20 protein-coding genes are annotated in these 20,389 nt (G+C 70.5%); 10 read left to right on the top strand and 10 right to left on the bottom strand.

Annotated features, from left to right (window positions below; genetic code table 11):
• Positions 1-30 precede the first annotated feature (30 nt).
• Both menD and NF557_RS03085 read right to left on the bottom strand, forming a co-directional pair.
• Complete coding sequence (gene menD / locus NF557_RS03090; protein WP_252621630.1) at positions 31-1,830, bottom strand: 2-succinyl-5-enolpyruvyl-6-hydroxy-3-cyclohexene-1-carboxylic-acid synthase; 1,800 nt, start codon at positions 1,828-1,830, stop codon at positions 31-33.
• Between the two features lie 7 nt (positions 1,831-1,837).
• The gene (locus NF557_RS03085; RefSeq protein ID WP_252621629.1) at positions 1,838-3,814 is read right to left on the bottom strand and encodes a M13 family metallopeptidase; all 1,977 of its coding nucleotides are present in this window, start codon (positions 3,812-3,814) and stop codon (positions 1,838-1,840) included.
• Positions 3,815-3,928: 114 nt separating this feature from the next.
• Here NF557_RS03085 and NF557_RS03080 point away from each other — a divergent pair, with 114 nt between their 5' ends.
• The 3 genes from NF557_RS03080 (at position 3,929) to NF557_RS03070 (ending at position 6,506) form a co-directional block, all read left to right on the top strand.
• Entirely contained in the window at positions 3,929-4,642 is a 714-nt protein-coding gene (locus tag NF557_RS03080) for a GNAT family N-acetyltransferase (RefSeq protein ID WP_252621628.1), read from the top strand.
• Complete coding sequence (locus NF557_RS03075; RefSeq protein WP_252621627.1) at positions 4,639-4,923, top strand: hypothetical protein; 285 nt, start codon at positions 4,639-4,641, stop codon at positions 4,921-4,923. Before NF557_RS03080 ends, NF557_RS03075 begins: the two co-directional genes overlap by 4 nt.
• A 95-nt stretch (positions 4,924-5,018) precedes the next feature.
• Positions 5,019-6,506, top strand: a complete 1,488-nt coding sequence (locus NF557_RS03070) for a DUF222 domain-containing protein (RefSeq protein ID WP_252621626.1) — start codon at positions 5,019-5,021, stop codon at positions 6,504-6,506.
• Between the two features lie 151 nt (positions 6,507-6,657).
• On the opposite strand, the gene NF557_RS03065 is transcribed toward NF557_RS03070, so the two are convergent.
• On the bottom strand, positions 6,658-7,599 hold the full coding sequence (locus NF557_RS03065) for a hydroxymethylglutaryl-CoA lyase (RefSeq protein WP_252621625.1): 942 nt from the start codon (positions 7,597-7,599) through the stop codon (positions 6,658-6,660).
• A 148-nt stretch (positions 7,600-7,747) separates the two neighbouring features.
• On the opposite strand from NF557_RS03065, the gene NF557_RS03060 reads away from it, so the two are divergent.
• From NF557_RS03060 to NF557_RS03050, 3 genes are all read left to right on the top strand, one after another.
• On the top strand, positions 7,748-9,412 hold the full coding sequence (locus NF557_RS03060) for a DNA repair helicase XPB (RefSeq protein WP_252621624.1): 1,665 nt from the start codon (positions 7,748-7,750) through the stop codon (positions 9,410-9,412).
• Positions 9,413-9,497: 85 nt separating this feature from the next.
• Positions 9,498-10,229, top strand: coding sequence for a response regulator transcription factor (locus tag NF557_RS03055; protein WP_252621623.1), 732 nt, complete (start codon positions 9,498-9,500; stop codon positions 10,227-10,229).
• Between the two features lie 5 nt (positions 10,230-10,234).
• Positions 10,235-11,716 carry a sensor histidine kinase gene (locus NF557_RS03050; RefSeq protein WP_252621622.1) on the top strand — a complete coding sequence of 494 codons (1,482 nt, stop codon included), beginning with the start codon at positions 10,235-10,237 and terminating at the stop codon, positions 11,714-11,716.
• 16 nt (positions 11,717-11,732) lie between these two features.
• Here the strand turns inward: NF557_RS03050 and NF557_RS03045 are convergent, their stop codons facing one another.
• From NF557_RS03045 to NF557_RS03025, 5 genes are read right to left on the bottom strand one after another with little or no spacing between them, the layout of a single operon-like run.
• Complete coding sequence (locus NF557_RS03045; RefSeq protein ID WP_252621621.1) at positions 11,733-13,037, bottom strand: RNA polymerase sigma factor; 1,305 nt, start codon at positions 13,035-13,037, stop codon at positions 11,733-11,735.
• A gap of 10 nt (positions 13,038-13,047) precedes the next feature.
• Positions 13,048-13,395, bottom strand: coding sequence for a YciI family protein (locus NF557_RS03040; RefSeq protein ID WP_252621620.1), 348 nt, complete (start codon positions 13,393-13,395; stop codon positions 13,048-13,050).
• Position 13,396: 1 nt separating this feature from the next.
• The gene (locus tag NF557_RS03035) at positions 13,397-13,750 is read right to left on the bottom strand and encodes a YciI family protein (RefSeq protein ID WP_252621619.1); all 354 of its coding nucleotides are present in this window, start codon (positions 13,748-13,750) and stop codon (positions 13,397-13,399) included.
• The gene (locus tag NF557_RS03030; protein WP_252621618.1) at positions 13,747-14,100 is read right to left on the bottom strand and encodes a YciI family protein; all 354 of its coding nucleotides are present in this window, start codon (positions 14,098-14,100) and stop codon (positions 13,747-13,749) included. Before NF557_RS03030 ends, NF557_RS03035 begins: the two co-directional genes overlap by 4 nt.
• Positions 14,097-14,477 carry a YciI family protein gene (locus NF557_RS03025; RefSeq protein ID WP_252621617.1) on the bottom strand — a complete coding sequence of 127 codons (381 nt, stop codon included), beginning with the start codon at positions 14,475-14,477 and terminating at the stop codon, positions 14,097-14,099. The genes NF557_RS03030 and NF557_RS03025 overlap by 4 nt, the downstream gene beginning before the upstream one ends.
• A gap of 164 nt (positions 14,478-14,641) precedes the next feature.
• Between NF557_RS03025 and NF557_RS03020 the strand changes: the two genes are divergently transcribed.
• The 3 genes from NF557_RS03020 (at position 14,642) to NF557_RS03010 (ending at position 18,742) form a co-directional block, all read left to right on the top strand.
• Positions 14,642-15,778 carry a S1C family serine protease gene (locus tag NF557_RS03020; RefSeq protein ID WP_252621616.1) on the top strand — a complete coding sequence of 379 codons (1,137 nt, stop codon included), beginning with the start codon at positions 14,642-14,644 and terminating at the stop codon, positions 15,776-15,778.
• A gap of 130 nt (positions 15,779-15,908) precedes the next feature.
• Positions 15,909-18,038, top strand: coding sequence for a HelD family protein (locus NF557_RS03015; RefSeq protein WP_342454501.1), 2,130 nt, complete (start codon positions 15,909-15,911; stop codon positions 18,036-18,038).
• Positions 18,035-18,742, top strand: a complete 708-nt coding sequence (locus NF557_RS03010) for an HD domain-containing protein (protein ID WP_252621615.1) — start codon at positions 18,035-18,037, stop codon at positions 18,740-18,742. The genes NF557_RS03015 and NF557_RS03010 overlap by 4 nt, the downstream gene beginning before the upstream one ends.
• A 9-nt stretch (positions 18,743-18,751) precedes the next feature.
• On the opposite strand, the gene NF557_RS03005 is transcribed toward NF557_RS03010, so the two are convergent.
• Together NF557_RS03005 and NF557_RS03000 are read right to left on the bottom strand one after the other, a co-directional pair.
• Positions 18,752-19,519 (bottom strand): DUF4031 domain-containing protein, encoded by a 768-nt coding sequence (locus NF557_RS03005; protein WP_252621614.1) that lies wholly within the window; start codon positions 19,517-19,519, stop codon positions 18,752-18,754.
• 52 nt (positions 19,520-19,571) lie between these two features.
• Positions 19,572-19,910, bottom strand: coding sequence for a YnfA family protein (locus NF557_RS03000; RefSeq protein ID WP_252621613.1), 339 nt, complete (start codon positions 19,908-19,910; stop codon positions 19,572-19,574).
• Between the two features lie 115 nt (positions 19,911-20,025).
• Here NF557_RS03000 and NF557_RS02995 point away from each other — a divergent pair, with 115 nt between their 5' ends.
• Positions 20,026-20,322, top strand: a complete 297-nt coding sequence (locus tag NF557_RS02995) for a WXG100 family type VII secretion target (protein WP_252621612.1) — start codon at positions 20,026-20,028, stop codon at positions 20,320-20,322.
• Positions 20,323-20,389 lie beyond the last annotated feature (67 nt).

The raw sequence follows: 20,389 nt of genomic DNA, 5'->3' as shown, positions 1-20,389 counted from the left end.
CGCACTGCTGGAGGGCGGAGCACGGGCTGATCAGTCGAGCTCGGCCAGGGACTCAGCGACGGTGCGGGTGAGCGTCTCGCGCAGGTCGCGGTGCTCAGCGCGGGGCACCACCACCTCGAGCACCCGGATCCCGGAGGGGCGGGTCGCGAGGGCCTCGTGCAGGTCGCCAGGGGTCTCGATCCGCTCGAAACCCACTGAGTATGCCGACGCAAGCGCCCGCAGGTCAGCCCCGGTGGGGGTGCCGAAGACCCGCTCGAAGTCGTCGGCCCGGTCCGGCTCGCCATACTCCAGCGTGCTGAAGATGCCTCCGCCATCGTCGTTGACGACCACGATCGTCAGGTCCGGACGCGGTTCGTCCGGCCCGATCAGCAGCCCGTTGATGTCGTGCAGGAAGGTCAGGTCACCGACCAGGGCCGTGACGGGGCGCCCGGGGGACGCGAGGGCGATCCCCACGGCGGTGGCGTTGGTGCCGTCGATGCCTGCGAGGCCGCGGCTGCCGGTGACCATCAGGGAGCGCCCCGCCACGCCAGCCCGGTCGATGTCGCGGGCGGCGTTGGACGAGCCGAGCACGAGGAGGTCGTCCTCGGTCAGCGCCCCGAGCAGTGCCTGTGCCACCGCGGGGCCGGACGGCCAGGAGTCCGAGAGGACGGCAGCCACCGCCGCGTCCATCCTGTGCGCGGCATCCCGCCAGGCCTGCGCCCACGCAGGGTCCTGCCCGACGAGACCGTCCGTGTCCGCGTCGAGGGCTGACCATCCGTGGACCTGCTCAACGCTGTGTGAGGGGTCCGGCCAGGTCCCGTTCGGGGTGACCGCCTCGACCCGGATCCCGGGGCGGCGCAGTAGGGCACCGGTCTCCCGGTTGAGGGTGCAGCGACCGACGACGAGCACCCGCTCCGGGGCGTGGGCGTCGAGCCAGTCGCTCGCGGTCAGCACCAGCGACCCGTGCGGCAGCACCGTGCTCCGGTCGCCCGCACCGAACGGCTCGGCCACCACGGGCCAGGCCTGCGCGACGGCGACCGCCAGTGCCTGCTCTGCCAGGACGGGGTCGGGCAGGTCGCCGAGCACCATCAGGGTGGCGGGACCTGCGACCCGGTGGGCACCGTCAGCTCCTGACGAGGCGGCAGCATCCTGCCCGGGCGAAGCTGCCAGGTCGTTCGGGCCGGACGGTGGCGTGGGCAGCACCGTCCAGGACGCACCGTTGAGGCGCCCCACCAGGTCCTCAGGCAGGTCGCTGGGCACCGGCAGCTGCGGAGCGAGAGGGTCCCGGAAGGCGACGTTGAGATGGACCGGACCCGGTTCCTGGCCCAGGACGCCGGTCGCGGCAGCCCAGGCACGATCGACCGTGGTCCGCCATGCGGGGTGCGCGGCCCGAACCACCCCAAGAATGGGTCCTGCGCATTCAGAACCACCCCAAGAATGGGTGAGGTCGTGCTCCCAACGGACCGCGCCGGCAAAGATCCCCGGCTGCACGGTCGTCTGGTTGGCGCCGGTGCCCCGCAGCTCGTCGGGCCGGTCGGCGCTGAGCACAATCAGCGGCACCGACGCGTGGTGCGCCTCGAGCACAGCCGGGTGCAGGTTGGCCACGGCCGTCCCAGACGTCGTGATCACGACCGCAGGCCGCCGACTGATCTTGGCCAGACCCAGCGCCAGGAACCCCGCGGACCGCTCGTCCACCCGGACGTGCAGGCGCAGTCGGCCGGCGCGTTCCGCAGCCTGCACGGCATACGCCAGCGGTGCCGAGCGGGAGCCTGGGGCGAGCACGACCTCGCGGACCCCGCACCGGACCAGCTCATCGACCAGGACGGCGGCCAGCGCGGTCGAACCGTTCACGACGTCCTCAGAAGATCCGGACGCGGTCCTGCGGGGCCAGCCACATCCCGTCGCCCTCCTGGACGTCGAACGCTTCGTGGAACGCGTCGATGTTGCGCACCAGGTTGGCCCTGAGGTCCTGCGGCGCGTGCGGGTCGATCGACAGCAGACGCTTGGCCTCCTCCGGCCGGGCCTTGCCCTGCCACACCTGCCCGAAGCCGATGAAGAAGCGCTGCTCGCCGGTCCAGCCGTCGAGCTCGGGAGCCTCACCGCCGGTCGCCAGGCGATAGGCGACCAGCGACACGGCCAGCCCGCACAGGTCGCCGATGTTCTCGCCGACCGTCAGCCCGCCGTTCACCTTCGACCCCGGGGCATCTCGAGGCTCCAGCGCATCGAACTGCGCGATGAGTCGCTGCGCCCGCTCGTCGAACGCGGCGCGGTCATCCTCGGTCCACCAGTCGGTCAGACTGCCGTCACCCGCGAAGCGCGAGCCCTGGTCGTCGAACCCGTGCCCGACCTCGTGGGCGATCACCGCGCCGATCCCGCCATAGTTGACGGCGTCGTCGGCCTCGACGTCAAAGAACGGTGGCTGCAGGATGGCGGCCGGGAAGACGATCTCGTTGAGCATCGGGTGGTAGTAGGCGTTGACCGTCTGCGGCGTCATCTGCCACTCCTCGCGGTCGATCGGCCCACCGATCTTGCCGACCTGGTAGTCCATCTCCGCCGCGTTGCCTCGACGCACATTGCCGAGCAGGTCACCCGCATCGACAACGTATGACGAGTAGTCGCGCCACGTCGTCGGGTGGCCGATCTTGGGCCGGAACGCAGCCAGCTTCTCCAGGGCCTTGGCCTTGGTGTCCTCGCCCATCCACTCCAGCGCGGAGATGCGGGCGCGGAAGGCGGCGAGCAGGTTGTCGACCAGCTCGGCCATCCGCTCCCCCGCCTCTGGCGGGTAGTGCCTGGCGACATACAGCTGGCCGACCTCCTCACCGATCAGCCCCTCGACCAGGCCGACACCACGCTTCCAGCGCTCCCGAAGCTCCGGGGTGCCGGTCAGGGTCCGGCCGTGGAAGTCGAACGAGGCCTCGACGAAGTCGTCGGTCAGATAGGGCGCGCAGCTGTCCAGCAGGCGCAGCGTGAGCCACGCCTTCCAGTCAGCCACCGGCACCTCCCGCAGTGCCTCTGCCATCGCAGCGAACACGTCGGGCTGGCGAGCGATGACATGCTGCAGCGCGCCTTCGGGCAGCCCGAGCCCCTCGGTCCACGCCATCCAGTCCCAACCGGGCGTGGCCTCGGTCAGCTCGGCCCACGACCACTTGGTGTAGGACTTCACCGCGTCCCGGGCAGCGACGCGGTCCCAGTGCGCCGCCGCGATGCGGGTCTCCAGGTCGAAGGCACGCTGCGCCGCGTCCGGGCCCAGGTCCAGCCCGGCTGCCTCCAGCGCCGGTGCCGCGAGTGCGAGCAGCTTCTCGAGGTAGGTCACGTAGGCGGTGCGTGCCTCCGCGTGCTCCTCGTCCGAGTAGTAGGCCTCGTCCGGCAGCCCGAGCCCGCCCTGGTGCAGGTAGGCGATGTATTCCTCTGGGTTGCCGGCGTCGGCGGTGACGAACAGGTGCACCAACGGGTCCACGCCGCCGCGCTGCAGCCGCGCGGACTCCCGCACCAGCGTGGAGGGGTCAGTCACCGCCGCGATCGCCCGCAGGTCGTCGACGAGCGGGCCGGTGCCCTGCTCTGCGATGCGCTCGGTGTCCATGAACGAGGCATAGAGGTCACCGATCTGGCGCTCGGCGCTGCCGGGCTCGGCGTCGGCCCCGGCTGCGGCGCTCTCCTCGATCAGCGCATGCACATCGGCCTCGGCCGCCTCGCGCAGCATGTCGAAGGCTCCGTAGCGCCCCTTGTCCTGCGGGATCTCGGTCGTGGCCAACCAGCCGCCGTTGACATGCTCAAACAGGTCGTCCTGCGGACGAACCTGTGGGTCCATGAACTCGCGGCGGACTCCGGACTTCATCAGGCGTGCTCCTTTGGGTCGGTGACTGAGCCAACCGTATGTCGTGGCACCCGCAGTCGTGCATCGGGACGTGAGCGCTGAGTCTGCCATCGGGCGGGACCGTAGGATCCGTGCATGCCCTGTGTGCCGCCCAGCGGAGCGCCGCTGAGCGGACGCACCATCCGGCTCGACCCCGTCCAGCTGGCGGATGCCCACGATCTGTTCGCCGTCTTCAGCGATCCTGGCGTCTATGCGCAGGGTTATGCCATGGGTCGACCGCACGTGACCCCTGCCGAGACCGAGCGTCTCCTGGAGACGGCAGTCGCTGCCCGGGCCGAGGACGGGACCGGACGCACGGCATACACGATCCGTCTGGCGTCGGACGGCAGCCTCGGTGCCGCCGGCACGGTCGTGGGCACGACCTCGCTGGGCGACATCGACCTGGTCCGCGAGCACGCGCACCTGGGGTGGACGGTCTATGGCTCGACGTGGTGGGGCACGGCCGTCAACCCGGAGGCCAAGCTGCTGTTGCTCACCCACGCCTTCGACGACTGTGGCTTCGGGCGGGTCAAGATCCAGACCGATGTCATCAACACTCGCTCGCGTGCAGCGATCCAGCGTCTGGGCGCGACCTTTGAGGGGATCACGCGCCGGGACATCAGGCGCGCCGACGGCACCTGGCGTGACTCGGCCGTGCACTCGATCCTGGTGGACGAGTGGCCGGCCGTCCGGTCCGGACTGCTTGCCCGGCTGGAACGCTGGCCGGTGCCGCCGCAGGCGGGTACGGTCAAGGCGACAGCGCCGGCACGAGCTGGTGACGCCAGACCTGGACTGAGAGGCGACCCGTGAGCATCGCAGGCGGATTGTTCAACTCCAACAACAAGCAGGAGAACGTGGGCGACACCAAGTCGACCTCGGACGGCGGGGGCACCGACGGAGACACCCCGGCGGTCGACCTGACGACCTCGATCCCTGGCTTCGACGACGTGGACGCCGACGACTCGGGTTCGATCGTGATCGGGACGGATGACGACACGCAGGCGTGGGTCGACGAGGCCGCGGACAGTTCGGCCGTTGACGACCTCGACGTCAACTCTTCGCCGGAGGAACCGCTGGACCTCGAGTCCTGACGGCGCGGCCTCTCGCGCAGCGTGGGCACTGTCTGTCGTGAGTCTTCTCGTGCAGCGCGCGGGCACTGTCGGTGGTGAGTCATACACTTGTTCGCATGGATGAGGAAGCGCGCACGACGCGGACGATCGAGGAGCTGACCAGGTCTGCTGGTGAGGTCTTCGAGATCGCTCGTGACGGCGGGGGCTGGCTCGAGGACGGCGACCTGGTGGGGCAGGTGCGCGGCCTGCAGGAGGCCATCGGCGCACTCACCGCGGCTCAGACGGTGCGGATCGCACAGTTCGCGGCCCGCACGATCGAGGACGGAGACACCGGACACTTCCCGGTGGACAAGGGCCTCGGGTTTGTGGATGAGTTCGCCTCGGACACCTTGGCGCCGATGTTGGGGATGTCGCACGGCCCGGCCGCGACCCGTGTGTTCACCGCCGCGAAGCTCGCTGCTGACCTCCCGGTCACGCTGGCGGCCCTGGCCGCCGGGGACCTGGACCTCTTTCGGGCGCACGCGATCGCCGATGAGCTGCGCGAGGCGGACCATGACACGTGTGCAGTCGTGGAGGGCATGATCCACCCGAGGGTGTGCGGGGACACGCCGGGCAAGGCCCGCAACCGGGTGCGCAAGGCGTTGGCGCAGATCGACCCGGACTCGGTGCGCGAGCGCGCGGCCCGCGCGAAGCTGGAGCGCTTCGTGTCCACGCGGGCGAGCCACCTGCCGGGTATGACGCAGTGGTTTGCGCAGCTGCCGGTCGCCGAGTCAGCTCAGGCGTGGGCCGCGATCGACGCGCTGGCGCACAAGTATCTCCATGAGGACCCGACCCTCTCCCTCGACCAGTGCCGGGCCGACGCGTTGGCAGACCTGATCCTGGGCAACGCCACGATCCACGCCAGCCTGGCGCTCGCGATCCCGGTCAATGCCACGGCAGCGGACCCTGCGAGCACGTGTCCCGGCGCGGACTCCACAGCGGGCACGGCGCCGGAGGCCTTTGGCGGCCCTGCGCCCGACTGTCCAGCAGCCGGGAGCCCAGCATGCGAGAGCCCAGCGTGCGGGGGCCCAGCGTGCGGGAGCCCAGCGTGCGACGGGACTTCCGCCCGGCCGCGGGGCGCGGAGTGGGACGCGATCTGGACCAAGCTCTCGCCCCAGGACCCCGCTGCCGAGGGGATCGAGCTTCCCGGGATCGGCGTGATCCCCGCAGCACTGGCGCTGTCGATGGCCGGCGACCTAGGTGTCTCGATCACCCGGATGCTGATCAACCCGGAGACCGGCACGACCATCGAGACGCGAGCCACGAGCTATCGCCCGCCGCAAGCCATCACGACCTTCGTGCGACTGCGGGACGGGACCTGCCGCTTCCCCAACTGCTCCCGCCGTGCCGAGCGCTGCGAGCTGGACCATCTGATCCCCTGGCCGGCCGGACCGACCGCCGTGGCCAACCTGCTCTGCCTGTGCAAGCACCACCACCGGCTCAAGCACAACACCCGGTGGGAGCCCGAGCTTCGGGCCGACGGTGTCGTCATCTGGACCGACCCCTACGGCGACCAGTGGGTCACCCACCCGGCTGACCATCGACAACTCAGCCCGGCCTCCTGAGGCCGGGCGCCCCGTCACCCGCACACCCTCAAGGTTGCGTCCCTCACAGCCCGATCGGCTGCGCCGTCCTGACGTGGGGACCCTGCTGTCCGTCGTCGCATTCCCGCGGCTGTCCGTCGTCGCATTCCCGCGCGCGAGGTTGCGAGGGCTCTCAGCCCCCGGCGAGCGCCTTGACCACTCGCGAGGGCGAGGGGCGTCCCAGCTGACCGGCCATCCAGACGCTCGTCGCCACTAGTGCGTCCAGGTCCGCTCCGTGCTCAATGCCCAGGCCGTCCAGCGACCAGACCAGGTCCTCCGTCGCGAGGTTGCCCGTCGCCGACTTCGCATAGGGACACCCGCCGAGGCCGCCGGTGCTGGCGTCGACGACCGTGACCCCGTGGGACAGCGCCGTCAGGGTGTTCGCGAGAGCCTGACCATAGGTGTCGTGGAAGTGCACGCCGATCTGGTCTACACCGATCCCTGCCGCGTCGAGCGCGTCAAGCAAGCGTGCGACATGACCGGCCGTGCCGACCCCGATCGTGTCTCCGATGGACAGCTGGTCGCACCCCATGTCCATCAGCCGCGAGCACACGTCCACCACCTGACGGACGGGCACCGGTCCCTCCCACGGGTCGCCGAAGCACATCGAGACATAGCCCCGGACCCAGGCCCCTGAGTCCAGCGCCCGGCGCACGACCGGAGCAAACATGTCCAGGGACTCCGCCACGGAGCGGTTGAGGTTCTTGCGGGCGAACGTCTCGGTGGCGCTGCCGAACACGGCGACCGCCTTGACACCCTTGTCCAGCGCTCGGTCCAGGCCGCGCTCGTTGGGCACCAGCACAGGCCGTTGCAGACCGACGGCGAGAGGACCCAGCAGGTCCATCAGCTCCTCAGCATCACCCAGCTGCGGCACCCACGTGGCCGGCACGAACGACGTGAGCTCGACCGTCTGCAGGCCGGCCAACACGAGTCGACGGATGAACTCAGCCTTGACCTCGACCGGGACGACCGACTTCTCGTTCTGCAGACCGTCCCGTGGGCCGACCTCATAGATCGTGACCCGGTCCGGGAAGCCGGGGGCCGGCTCGGTCATCGGCAACGTCCTGGTCGTCATGTGCCCATCCTCTCAGGCACGCGACCGCCGACGAAGGCCTTGCCGATGCGCCTCGTCACCGCGCCCCTTCCGCCAAACCCCTTCGCCGCGTCACGCACCCTGGCCGAAGTGGGGAATGCCAGCCCGTCGGCATACCGTTGACCCCACGATGAATGGCCCACTGATCGTCCAGTCCGACAAGACCCTGCTCCTCGAGGTCGACCACCCCGATTCCCAGGAGGCACGGCGCGAGATCGCGCCGTTCGCCGAGCTCGAGCGCGCCCCGGAGCATGTGCACACCTACCGGATCACGCCGCTCGGCCTGTGGAACGCCCGTGCCGCGGGCCATGATGCCGAGCAGGTCGTGGACGCGCTGATCCGGCACAGCCGCTATCCCGTGCCCAACGCTCTGCTGCTGGACATCGCCGACACGATGGGCCGCTACGGCCGGCTCACCCTCGACCGCGACACCTCCACCGAACCGGCCCGACTCGTGCTCCACAGCACCGATCGCGCCGTGCTCGAGGAGGTCCTGCGCCACAAGAAGATCAAGCCGCTGACCGGCGAGCGCCTCGACGCCGACAGCGTCGTCGTGCACTCCTCCGAGCGCGGCCACCTCAAGCAGGAGCTGATCAAGGTCGGCTGGCCCGCCGAGGACCTCGCGGGCTACGTCGACGGCGAGAAGCACCCGATCGACCTGGCCCTGGACGACTGGTCCCTGCGGCCCTATCAGCAGCAGGCCGTCGATGGCTTCTGGGACGGTGGTTCGGGCGTGGTGGTGCTCCCGTGCGGCGCCGGCAAGACCCTCGTCGGCGCGGGTGCCATGGCTCGCTCGGGCACCACGACCCTGATCCTGGTGACCAACACCGTCTCCGCCCGTCAGTGGCGAGACGAGCTGCTGGCCCGCACGAGCCTGACCGAGGACGAGATCGGTGAGTACAGCGGCTCCCGCAAGGAGATCCGCCCGGTGACGATCGCTACCTACCAGGTGCTGACCACCAAGCGCGGCGGCGTCTACCGGCACCTCGACCTGCTGGACGCCCGCGACTGGGGGCTGATCGTCTATGACGAGGTGCACCTCCTGCCGGCCCCGATCTTCCGGATGACCGCCGACCTGCAGGCCCGGCGCCGGCTCGGGCTGACCGCGACCCTCGTGCGCGAGGACGGCCGCGAGTCCGAGGTGTTCACCCTCATCGGCCCCAAGCGTTACGACGCGCCATGGAAGGACATCGAGGCTCAGGGTTACATCGCCCCGGCTGACTGCGTCGAGGTCCGGGTCACCCTCTCTGACGCGATGCGGATGGCGTATGCCGTGGCGGAGCCGGAGGAGCGCTACCGTTTTGCGTCGTGCGCGCCGGCCAAGGAGAAGGTCGTGGACCAGCTGGTCGAGCGGCACCGGGGCCAGCAGACCCTGGTCATCGGTCAGTATCTCGACCAGCTCCACACCCTCTCTGAGCGGCTCGACGCGCCGCTGATCACCGGCGAGACCACGGTCGCCGAGCGGCAGAAGCTGTTTGCCGCCTTCCGCACCGGTGAGATCAAGCTGCTCGTGGTGAGCAAGGTGGCCAACTTCTCCATCGACCTGCCCGAGGCCTCGGTCGCGATCCAGGTCTCCGGGACCTTCGGCTCGCGCCAGGAGGAGGCCCAGCGTCTCGGCCGGGTGCTGCGTCCCAAGGGTGACGGTCGGACCGCGCACTTCTACACGATCGTGGCGCGCGACACGGTGGACGCCGAGTTCGCCGCGCACCGGCAGCGTTTCCTGGCCGAGCAGGGCTACGCCTACAGGATCGTGGACTCCGACGACCTCGGCGCACTGGATGTGGTCACGAGCTGACCGCCCCGGGCGGGCCTGGCGGCCAAGGTCGACCAACTCAGTGCTCTCCCAGGCAACTCCCAGAGATCGGCCCCACACTGGGCCTATGAGTGGGACTGACGCAACCCGTGGCCCTGAGGCCACCCTTCTTGTCGTCGAGGATGAGACGAACATCCGCGAGCTGCTGACCACGAGTCTGCGTTTCGCGGGCTTTGACGTGCATGCCGCCGCAGACGGCAACACCGCCCTGCGCCTGGCCGAGGAGCACGACATCGACCTGGCGGTGATGGACGTCATGCTGCCGGACATGGACGGGTTCACGGTGACCCGCAAGCTGCGCGACCACGGCCGCGACCTGCCGGTGCTCTTCCTCACGGCCCGGGACAGCCTCGATGACAAGGTCAAGGGCCTGACCGTCGGCGGTGACGACTACGTCACCAAACCGTTCAGTCTGGAGGAGGTCGTCGCCCGGATCCGCGCCGTGCTGCGGCGCACCCAGAACGCCGAGCCCGAGGACGTCGAGACCACGCTGCGGGTCGCCGACCTCGAGCTCGACGAGGACCGCCACGAGGTGGTCAGAGCGGGCCGGGTCATCGAGGTCTCCCCCACCGAGTTCAAGCTTCTGCGTTATCTGATGCTCAACGCCAACCGCGTGCTGTCCAAGGCCCAGATCCTGGACCACGTCTGGGACTACGACTTCCGCGGTGAGATGGGGATCGTCGAGTCCTACATCTCCTACCTGCGGCGCAAGATCGACACCGAGGGCGAGCCGCTGATCCACACCAAGCGTGGCGTCGGCTACGTCCTTCGTGAGCCGCGCGGCCCCGAGGGCTCCTGACCGTCGTGGGCTGGCTCGGGACCTCCCGCCGATCCGCCGTCACGCGGCTGCACAACCTGTCCCTGACGGCACGGCTGGTGACTGTCGTGGTCATGCTGGTGCTCACGGCATACGTCATCACGACCGCTCTGACCGCCACCCTGCTGCGGGACTACCTGACTGATCGGACCGACGCCGACCTCAAGGCCTACATCACGCCGCTGGCCAAACAGGCCTACTCCCGGCTGGGTGGCCAACAGCCCACTGACGTCGTCGTGCCGAACCCCTACTACCTGCGGATCACCAGTCCCTCTGGCGTGGCCTACGCCAACCGCGCCTTCGGCAACGAGCAGGTCCCCGACATCGGTGAGGTCCCGATCGACGACCCTCGGATCGGTGAGGAACCCTTCACGGTCGACTCCCAGGACGGCGACACCCAGTGGCGGGTCCTGCTGGCCGGCTACTCCAGCCAGCAGGGAGAAGGGACGGTGGCTGTCGCCCTGCCACTGTCACCGGTCTCCAACACGGTCCAGAAGCTGCTCGCACTGACCACCATTGTCGGCCTGTCCACACTCCTGGCAGTGGCCCTGATCAGCTGGTTCGCCGTCCGCCGCGCCTTCCGGCCACTCACCCGCATCGAGGACACGGCGGCGGCCATCGCCGCCGGCGACCTCGCCCGCCGCATCCCCGAACGCAGGGCCAACGACGAGGTGGCCTCGCTGTCCGACTCGCTGAACGCGATGCTCGCCCAGATCGAGCAGTCCTTTGCCGTGCGCGAGGCCTCCGAGGCGCGGATGCGCCAGTTCGTCGCAGACGCCTCCCACGAACTGCGGACGCCACTGGCCACGGTCAAGGGCTATGCCGAGCTCTATCGCGTCGGCGGCGTGACCAGACCAGAGGACGTCGCGGGCGCCATGCGACGCATCGAGGACGAGTCCTCCCGCATGGCACGGCTCGTCGAGGACCTGCTGCTGCTGACCCGGCTGGACACCACCCTGCACCGCCCGGTCGACGACGTCGACCTGACCGTTGTCGCCAACGACGTGGTGCAGGACGCCCGTGTGCGTGCGCCGGAGCGGACCATCTCGCTCAGCCGCTACGGCCCGTTGAACGGCCCGGTCGTCGTGCCGGGCGACGACTTTGCGCTGCGTCAGGTGCTGACCAATCTCGTCGCCAACGCGGTCGCCCACACACCGGACGATGCTTCCGTGGACGTGCTCATCGGCCAGACCGAGGACCGTGCGGTCATCGAGGTGCAGGACCACGGCCCGGGCATCCCTCCCGAGGCCGCATCCCGGGTCTTCGAGCGGTTCTATCGGGCCGACCCCTCGAGAACGCGCAGCCCCGGCAAGGGCGGAGGCACGGGTCTCGGCCTGTCGATCGTGGCCTCGATCGTGGCCCGGCACGGCGGCAGCGTCCGGCACCGGGAGACCTCTGGTGGCGGCGCGACGTTCCGGGTGGAGCTGCCCCGTCGTGCCGCCGTGGCCACTCCCGCACGCGTCCACTGAGTGCGCCGGGGCCGGGTCACTGTCCCCCGTCACCGGACGCGGCGAGAGCTCCCCGAGCTGTGGGCTCGGCGGGGCGCAGGCCGGGCGCGAGAGCGGCCAGACGGCCACGCAGGTGCGCGAGCTCGGTCTCGTTGCGGCACTGGCTGATTGCGTCCACATAGGCCGCCTCTGCCTCCGCGACCCGACCCGACCTGACCAGGAGTTCAGCCCGGACGCTCGCCGGTCGGTGGCTGCCGGGCATCTGCACGCCCTCGAGAGCACTCAGCCCGGCCTGGGGACCCGTGTCCTCGGCCACCGCCACGGCGCGCGCCACCTGCGCCGCCGGCGAGGGCATGACCTGGAGCAGGGTGTCGTAGTGCCCGACGATCCGGTCCCAGCGGGTGTCGTCAGCAGTGGCCGCAGTCGCGTGTTCCGCGGCGATCCTGGCCTGCAGCAGGTAGGCGAGTGCTGGCGCCGACATCTCCCTGATGTGACCCAGAGATCGGAGCAACCCGAGCGCCTCGCTGATCTCCTCTGGGTGCCACCGGGAACGGTCCTGGTCCGCGAGCAGCACGAGCTCTCCCTCGGCCCCGACCCTGGCGTCTCGACGGGAGTGCTGCAGCAGCATCAGCGCCAGGAGCGCGACCAGCACCGGCGCGGTGGGCCGCTGCGCTAGCACCACCCGCACCAACCGGACACCCTCGCCCGCCAGATCGGCACGCAACAGGTCAGCACCGCTGCCAGGCGCATAGCCGGCGGTGAAGGCGAGGTAGGCGGTCTGCGCGACCGAGTCCAACCGGTCCGGGAGGGCGGCGGAGGTGGGCATGGAGAACGGGATGCCGGCCGCCACGATCTTCTTCTTTGCCCGGGTGATCCGGGCCGCCATGGTCGGCTCAGGGACGAGGAAGAGGCGTGCCACGTCATAGGTGCTGACGCCCAGGACAAGCCTGAGAGACAGGGCGCTGGCCGCCTCGGAGGCCAGCGCCGGGTGGGTGCACATGAGCACCAGCCGCAGCAAGTCGTCCTCGACCAGGTCGCCCGTGTCGGCCATCGGTCCCGCCCTCTCCTGTCCGCGCTCAGCCTCGGTCACCAGGAGCGGGACCTTCCGCTGTCGCATCGCCTCGGCCCGCAGCCGATCCAGCACCCGGCGGCTGGCGGCGGTGTTCAGCCAGCCCGCGGGATTGTCGGGCACGCCGTGAGTTGGCCAGGTGCGTGCCGCGGCCTCGACCGCGTCACCGAGACCCTCCTCGACAAGGTCTAGCCGGCGGTAGCGCGCGAGGAGCAGGGCCACCAACCTTCCCCACTCCTCGCGCACGACCCGGGAGAGCGCGTCGTCGCTCATTGCCTGGCCCTCACGTGACGTCGATGACCGGGCGGATCTCGAGGGTGTAGGACGGCGGCAGCAGTGCGGCCGCCGCGATGGCGGAGTCCAGATCGGGCAGCTCGACCTCGTAGTAGCCGCCGATCATCTCTGCCGTCTCGGCGAAGGGACCGTCCGTGACCACGACTTTGCCATCGACGTGCCGGACCGTGGTGGCCGTGTCTGTGTCGTCCAGGGCCGCACTGGCCGACTCCCTCCCGTGCTCGGCGACGAACGCCGAGAAGGCAGCGTGTTGCTCGAAGAACGTGGCCCGCGCCTCCTCGCTCGCTCTGTCCCAGCCCCCCGGCTCATAGGCGATCAGGATCAGATAGCGCTTCATCTCACATGCCCTCGACGACGGGACTGATCTGCATGTCATAGGCCGGGAGCTCGGTGAGCAGCTCGACCAGGACGTTCCGGTCGGGCACCTCAATAAGATAGAACCCACCCAGCTGCTCGACCGCCTCCGCGAACGGGCCGTCGGTGACGGAGAGTTGCCCGTCGCGAGTGCGCACAGTTGCCGCGGCGTCCCCGTCCTGAAGCGCCTCACCGGCCAGGATGCTCACGCCCTCTCGCGCCGCACACGCCTCGTCAAAGGCCCCGAACCGCTGCATCACGGCGGCCTGCTCCTCGGGCGTCTGCTGGTCCCAGGCCTTCTCGTCACCGTCTGCCATCAGCAGGACCACGAACTTCATGACGCCTCCTCCTCGCCGACCGGACTGATCTGGAGGTCGTAGGCCGGGAGGAGCGTGGTCAACTCCAACAGCGTTGCGAGGCCGGGTGCCTCAATGAGATAGAAGCCGCCCAGCTGCTCGACCACCTCGGCGTACGGGCCGTCGGTCACGCTCCGCTCGCCGCCCCGTGTGCGGACCGTGGTGGGCATCCCGTCGAGGGCCTCGCCAGCCAGGATGGTCACTCCTGCAGCCGCTTGGCACGCAGCCCCGAAGTCGTCGTGCCGCTGCATCGCGACGCTCTGCTGCTCCTCGGTCTGTTCGTCCCAGGGCGGCATCTCGCCCTCGGACATGAGGAAGACCACGAACTTCACGACACCTCCTCCATGGACCCGGCCCGGTCCTCGGAGGACACGGTTCGCCGGATCTCGACGGTGTCCCCCAGTGCCGCGATGATCTTGGCGCACTCGGTCAGATCATCCAGGTCGTCGGTCTCGACCAGATAGAAGCCGCCGACCTGCTCGGCAGACTCCGCAAACGGTCCGTCCGCGACGGTCTGCCCGCCCGGCAGGACTCTGCGCGCAACGGCCGTGGAGTGCAGTTCGGCTCCGCCGGTGACCCTGTGTCCCCTCTGTGCGAGTTCCTCGCCGAAGCGGGTGTACTCGGCATAGCCGTCCTCGCGCTCCTGGAGACTCATCGTGGACCACCACCGGTCGGCGTCCCCCACGATCAACACCACGTATTCGCTCATGACTCGATCCTCTCGGCTCCGGGCCGCGGTCGCGACCTCACCCCCATGACGGACGACCTGCCCCCGAATCGACACCACTCGCAACCTGGGGACGCACGGGAGCTCTCAGGAAACCCCCAGTTCGGCCCCAGGCTCCTCCGAGGTCGATGGCGCACGCTAGGAGCATGTCTCCCAAGACCAACCCCACCATCGCCCAGTTGTCCGCGGTCGGCCTCCTGTCGGCCATCCTCGCCTCCGGCGGCACGTATGCCGTGGTGCAGGCCGGCCAGGACGAGCAGCCCGTCGTGCTCTCCGCCACGACCGCAGACGCTTCGAGCACCAGCGCCAGCCCCGCGGCATACTCTCCGTCCTCCGACTGGGCTGCCGTCGCCGCGAACGTGTCGCCCAGCGTGGTCTCCATCGGTGTGCAGTCCCGCGCCGGGAGCGGGGCGGGTTCCGGCGTGGTCTGGGACACCGATGGTCACATCGTCACCAACGCCCACGTCGTGGAGGGCGGCGAGCAGGTGCAGGTCACGCTGGCCGACGGCCGGTCGTATGACGCCGAGGTCGCCGGGTCCGACCCCGCCACCGACCTGGCGGTGCTGACCCTGAGTGACCCGCCCAGCGACCTGCACCCCATCACCGTGGGTGACGACGAGGCTCTCACCGTGGGGGACCCGGTCATGGCGATCGGCAACCCGCTCGGCCTCAGCGGCACCGTCACGACCGGCATCGTCAGTGCGCTGGACCGCCCGGTCACCACGCAGGCCGCCGGCGGCGGGGCCCAGCCCGGTGGCCAGCAGGCCGCACCGGTCGTCACCAACGCCATCCAGACGAGCGCGGCGATCAACCCCGGCAACTCCGGTGGCGCACTGGTCGACTCGGCCGGGACCCTGGTCGGGATCAACTCCTCGATCGCCAGCCTCTCCGGCGGGATGGGCGGTCAGCCCGGCAGCATCGGCATCGGCTTTGCCATCCCGGTCGGCGAGGTCTCCTCGATCGTCGGGCAGCTCATCGAGGACGGCACCGCGGAGCACGCCTTCCTCGGGATCGGGGTGGCGGACGCCAGTGCCGAGGTCGATGGCGCCACGCTGTATGCCGCGGGCGTCAGCCAGGTCGAGCCCGACTCCCCCGCGGACCGCGCCGGCCTGCAGGAGGGTGACGTCATCACCCAGATCGACGGCGAGCGTGTCAACGACTCCCTGGCTCTGGTCGCCCAGGTGCGGCAGCGCACGACTGGTGACCAGGTCGAGCTGACCTATCTGCGCGACGGTCAGGAGGCCACGGTGACGGTCACGCTGGACGCGCGCGCGGACGGCTGAGTTCCGCCGGAGCGGCCCCAGGTTGCTCCCCGCGTGGGGCGAAGACACCGTCTGCCCATGGTGCTAGCGGCCTCGGATCGGCTAGGGTCGCTCTTCCCCCCGTCCCCTCCCGACCCGAGGTGGCCCACCTGTGTCCAAGCACGCCCACCCTCCAGATCCCACGGCGGTGACCGCCGCCTCACCCCAGCCTCGCACCTCACCCCAGCCTCCCACCTCACCCCAGTCCACCACCGACCCCGAGCTCGCCCGCGAGCAGCAGCGCCTGCTCACCGCGCGCGCCGAGATGGCCCGGATGCGCGAGCACACGCTCGGCCTCCAGGCCCAGGCCGGCGACAAGATCGCCGGCGAGCAGCTCGCGGGCACCCTCTGGCGCCGCGCCCAGTCGCTGGTCAACGACCCTGGCAGCGCCCTCTTCTTCGGCCGCATCGACACCGCTGACCTGCCCGAACACAAGGGTGAGCGCCACTACATCGGTCGGCGCCACATCTCCGACGCCGACGGCGAGCCGGTCGTCGTGGACTGGCGCGCCGACGTCTCCACGCCGTTCTATCGCGCCTCGCCACAGGAGCCGATGGGCGTGACCCTGCGTCGCCGCTTCGGGGTCGACGGCGGCCAGCTCACGGCATACGAGGACGAGCACCTCGTCTCACCGCGGGCCCAGGACGTGGCCGACCACGGACACAGCCAGATCCTGGCCCAGGAGATCGAGCGCCCACGCTCGGGGCCGATGCGCGACATCGTCGCCACCATCCAGCCGGAGCAGGACGCGATCGTGCGCGCCGACGTGACCGCCACGATCTGCGTCCAGGGAGCGCCCGGCACCGGCAAGACGGCGGTGGGTCTGCACCGCGCCGCGTGGCTGCTCTATGCCTTCCGCGACCGGCTCGCCCGCACCGGCGTGCTGGTCATCGGACCCAACCGGGCCTTCCTCGATCACGTCAGCGCCGTCCTGCCGGCGCTCGGCGAGATCGAGGTCGGGCACACGACGGTCGAGGAGCTGACCGGTGCACCCCGAGCCACCGAGCCCGTGGCGAGCGCGGGACTCAAGGGCGACGCCCGGCTGGCCCAGGTCCTGCACCGTGCGGTCTGGTCCAGCGTGCGCAGGGCGACCGAGGCGCTGGTGGTCCCGCGCGGGTCACGCCGCTGGCGCGTGCCGGAGTATGACGTGCAGGAGATCCTCGACGAGCTCACCTCCCGAGGGGTCCGCTATAGCGCGGCCAAAGAGATGCTCCCGCGCAGGCTCGCGCACGCGGTGCTCGTGCGGATGGAGCGCACCGGGGACACCCCTGACGACCGGGTGCAGGACGCGGTGGCCCGCAGCACGCCGGTCAAGGGCTATTCCAAGGCTCTGTGGCCCGCCCTGGACCCGGCCGCCGTGCTCTTCGGCCTGTGGTCCGACGCAACGCTCCTCGCGGAGGCCGCTGACGGCATCCTGACCGCTGAGGAACAGCGGACCCTGCTGTGGGACAAGGCGCCGCGCAGCAAAGGAGCAGCTCGCTGGACCGCTGCCGACACGGTCCTGCTCGACGAGATCGCGGACCTGCTGGAGCGCACCGCCAGCCTGGGCCACATCATCCTGGACGAGGCACAGGACCTGTCGCCCATGCAGCTGCGGGCCGTCGGGCGAAGGGCGTCGACCGGCTCGCTGACAGTGCTCGGAGACCTCGCCCAGGGCACCACCTCGTGGGCCACCCGCTCCTGGCGCGAGTCGCTCGAGCACCTCGGCAAGGCCGACGCGCACGTGGAGGAGCTCACCCGCGGGTTCCGAGTCCCCGCTGCGGTGCTGGAGTATGCCGCTCGGCTGCTGCCCCAGATCGCTCCCGATCTGGGGCTGCCCGAGTCGGTCCGGTCCAACCGGGGCCGGCTGGAGCTGCTCCCGGCCAAGGGCCAGCTGCTGACCGTCGCCTCGGCGGCGGTCGGCTCCGCCCTGGCCGGCGCGCCCGGCACCGTGGGCGTGATCGTCGCCGATGCCGACCTCGATGCCCTCGCCGAGGCGCTGGCGAGCGCCGGGCTCGGGGCCGAGCCGCGGGTCCAGCTCATCCCGGCCACGCTGGCCAAGGGCCTGGAGTTCGACCAGGTGGTCGTTGTCGAGCCGGCGGCGATCGCAGGGGCCGAACCCGACGAGCGGACCGGGCTGCGCAGGCTCTATGTCGTCCTCACCCGCGCTGTCTCGGGGCTGACGGTCGTGCACGACCAGCCCCTGCCCGCAGCACTGGCCGTCGCACCGCCTCCTCCCGCAGCAGGCAGACTGGCTAGGTGACGACCAACTCACCGGCACCCGCCGCCCACCTGGAGAGTCTGCGCCGCTCGTGGCTCGCAGACCTGGAGTTCCTAGCGCCGGAGGCACCCCAGCACCTGAAGGTGGCCGAGGTCGACTTCCTGCTGGCGCAGTGGTCGCAGCCGCACCGCCGCTATCACAGCGTCCAGCACCTGACGGAGGTCCTGACCGCGATCGACGAGCTGGCCGCGGCGCGGGCGTGCGACGCGGTCAGCACCCGGCTGGCCCGTGTGGCGGGGTGGTATCACGACGTCGCCTACGACCCGCAGGCCGCGCCGGGCAGCAACGAGCACCGCAGCGCGACCATGGCCCGGGACCACCTCAACGCCCTCGGGGTCACCCGCGGCAGCGTGGACGTCGTCGAGTCGCTCGTCACCATGACCATCAACCACGACATCGACGGTGGGCCCGCCCACCTGGCCAGCTGGCGGCATACGGCAGCGGTCTTCCACGACGCCGACCTGTGGATCCTGTCGTCCCCGACCGACCGCTACCGGGAGTATGCCGAGCAGGTGCGGCAGGAGTATGCCCACGTGCCGCCCACCCTCTTTCGCCAGGGCCGCACCGCGATCCTGGCGGACTTCCTGACCCGGCCGGTGCTCTATCGCACGGACCTCGCCCAACGGCAGTGGGAGTCGCGGGCCCGCGAGAACGTGGCGGCCGAGCTGGACCGGCTGCGCGCCTGACAACGCCCGCTAGCGCATCCCCCTGAACCGTTCCACCAGTGGCCACCAGGGTTGGTCCGCACACCGCTGAGCCGCGGTGTCGTGCCCGACCCACTCCGCGGTCGTGACGTCGTCACTGCGCGGCGCGACAGGTGGCCGCTCGGACAGCCACGTGCCGAAGACCGCAATGTGGTTGTCGCCGGCGGTCCACGGCGACCGCTGCTGGCCCTCCGCGATCGTGATGCGCTCGTAGCCGACCGGCAACAGGTGGACGGGATCGAGGCGCAGGCTGGTCTCCTCGGCGACCTCTCGCACCGCAGCGCCGCGCACGGTCTCCCCCGCCTCACGCTTGCCCCCGGGCGGCGCCCAACCGACCCGCGCCACGCTCTGGACCAGGACCAGCGCGTCCGCGGGCCCGGCGATCAGCACGACCGAGGCACCCGCGCCGACCACCGGCTCGTGCGGCGAGCCGACGACGTCCAGGACGTGGGGTCCACCGACCGTGGCCAACCCGTCGACGATCCTGGCCAGGGGCCGCTCCCCCTTGCGCTTGCGGAAGCGCAACCCGCTGACGCTCAGGCGGCGGGCCAGCTCACGGTTGCCGACCGGCACCGCCCCTGCCCGGACCAGCTCGGCGTGGCGCTCCCCCGGCACGTCGTAGTGATCCCCCTCGAAGGACCGCTGCGGCAGGCCCACCTGACGCGCGAAGGCGTGGAGCTCCTCCGCAGAGCTGTCGCTGATCACGTGCGACCAGAGACGGCCGTGCGCGGGCCAGGTCGGCGGGTCGATCAGGATCACCGGCGCCTCCCGCTCAGTCGAGACGCACCCATCACACCAGCCGTCGCATGCGTCAGACCACCCCACGAGGGGCATACATGATGATGGCCACGCCGACCAGGCAGACCAGCGCGCCGCTGACGTCATAGCGATCCGGCCGGAACCCGTCGACGACCATGCCCCAGAGCAGCGAACCGGCCACGAAGACGCCGCCGTATGCCGCCAGGATGCGTCCGAAGTTCGCGTCTGGTTGGAGGGTGGCCACGATCCCGTAGAGACCGAGGCTGATCACGCCCAGCCCGATCCAGACCCAACCGCGGTGCTCGCGGATCCCCTGCCACACCAGCCACGCGCCGCCGATCTCCAGGACGGCAGCGAGGGCAAAGAGCAGCAACGAACGGGTGACGGTCATCCGGCCGAGCGTAGCCCCTGTGGACAACTTCTGCGGAGAGCCCGCCAACCGGCCTACCTTCGTCCGCACAGGCTTGGCCGCAGGGGTCCGGCCAACCGTGAGAAGGAGAGGGACCATGAGCACGACGTTTGCCGTCGACACCGCCCGGATCGCCGCCGCCTCGGGCGACATCCAGCGGATCTCGGCCCAGATCGAGAGTGACGTGCGCGCCATGATGGCACGCCTCAACGGACTGCAGGACTGCTGGCGCGGTGCTGCGGCGGGCAACTTCACCAACATCACCCAGCAGTGGAGCGCCACGCAGGAGCAGGTGCGGGGCTCGTTACAGCAGATCTCGCTCGCGCTGAAGTCGGCGGGCGAGGACTACGACCTGGTGGAGCAGGCCAACCGGACGCGCTTCACCGCCCAGTGAGGCGCTCCGGGCTGGCCCCCCACGGCTCCGCCAGGGGGTAGGCCGCCCACGAGGCAGCGCCTCGAGC

Source organism: Ornithinimicrobium cryptoxanthini (genome assembly GCF_023923205.1).
GTDB lineage: Bacteria > Actinomycetota > Actinomycetes > Actinomycetales > Dermatophilaceae > Ornithinicoccus > Ornithinicoccus cryptoxanthini.
Note: the sequence above shows the minus strand (reverse complement) of the source record. Positions and strands in the feature narration are given on the sequence as shown.

Bases quoted from the DNA above. Each gene is read 5' to 3' on its own strand.
- NF557_RS03085 (WP_252621629.1), bottom strand. From the start codon at position 3,814: ATGAAGTCCGGAGTCCGCCGCGAGTTCATGGACCCACAGGTTCGTCCG.
- NF557_RS03080 (WP_252621628.1), top strand. From the start codon at position 3,929: ATGCCCTGTGTGCCGCCCAGCGGAGCGCCGCTGAGCGGACGCACCATC.
- NF557_RS03070 (WP_252621626.1), top strand. From the start codon at position 5,019: ATGGATGAGGAAGCGCGCACGACGCGGACGATCGAGGAGCTGACCAGG.
- NF557_RS03065 (WP_252621625.1), bottom strand. From the start codon at position 7,599: ATGACGACCAGGACGTTGCCGATGACCGAGCCGGCCCCCGGCTTCCCG.
- NF557_RS03060 (WP_252621624.1), top strand. From the start codon at position 7,748: ATGAATGGCCCACTGATCGTCCAGTCCGACAAGACCCTGCTCCTCGAG.
- NF557_RS03055 (WP_252621623.1), top strand. From the start codon at position 9,498: ATGAGTGGGACTGACGCAACCCGTGGCCCTGAGGCCACCCTTCTTGTC.
- NF557_RS03045 (WP_252621621.1), bottom strand. From the start codon at position 13,037: ATGAGCGACGACGCGCTCTCCCGGGTCGTGCGCGAGGAGTGGGGAAGG.
- NF557_RS03040 (WP_252621620.1), bottom strand. From the start codon at position 13,395: ATGAAGCGCTATCTGATCCTGATCGCCTATGAGCCGGGGGGCTGGGAC.
- NF557_RS03035 (WP_252621619.1), bottom strand. From the start codon at position 13,750: ATGAAGTTCGTGGTCCTGCTGATGGCAGACGGTGACGAGAAGGCCTGG.
- NF557_RS03025 (WP_252621617.1), bottom strand. From the start codon at position 14,477: ATGAGCGAATACGTGGTGTTGATCGTGGGGGACGCCGACCGGTGGTGG.
- NF557_RS03020 (WP_252621616.1), top strand. From the start codon at position 14,642: ATGTCTCCCAAGACCAACCCCACCATCGCCCAGTTGTCCGCGGTCGGC.
- NF557_RS03000 (WP_252621613.1), bottom strand. From the start codon at position 19,910: ATGACCGTCACCCGTTCGTTGCTGCTCTTTGCCCTCGCTGCCGTCCTG.
- NF557_RS02995 (WP_252621612.1), top strand. From the start codon at position 20,026: ATGAGCACGACGTTTGCCGTCGACACCGCCCGGATCGCCGCCGCCTCG.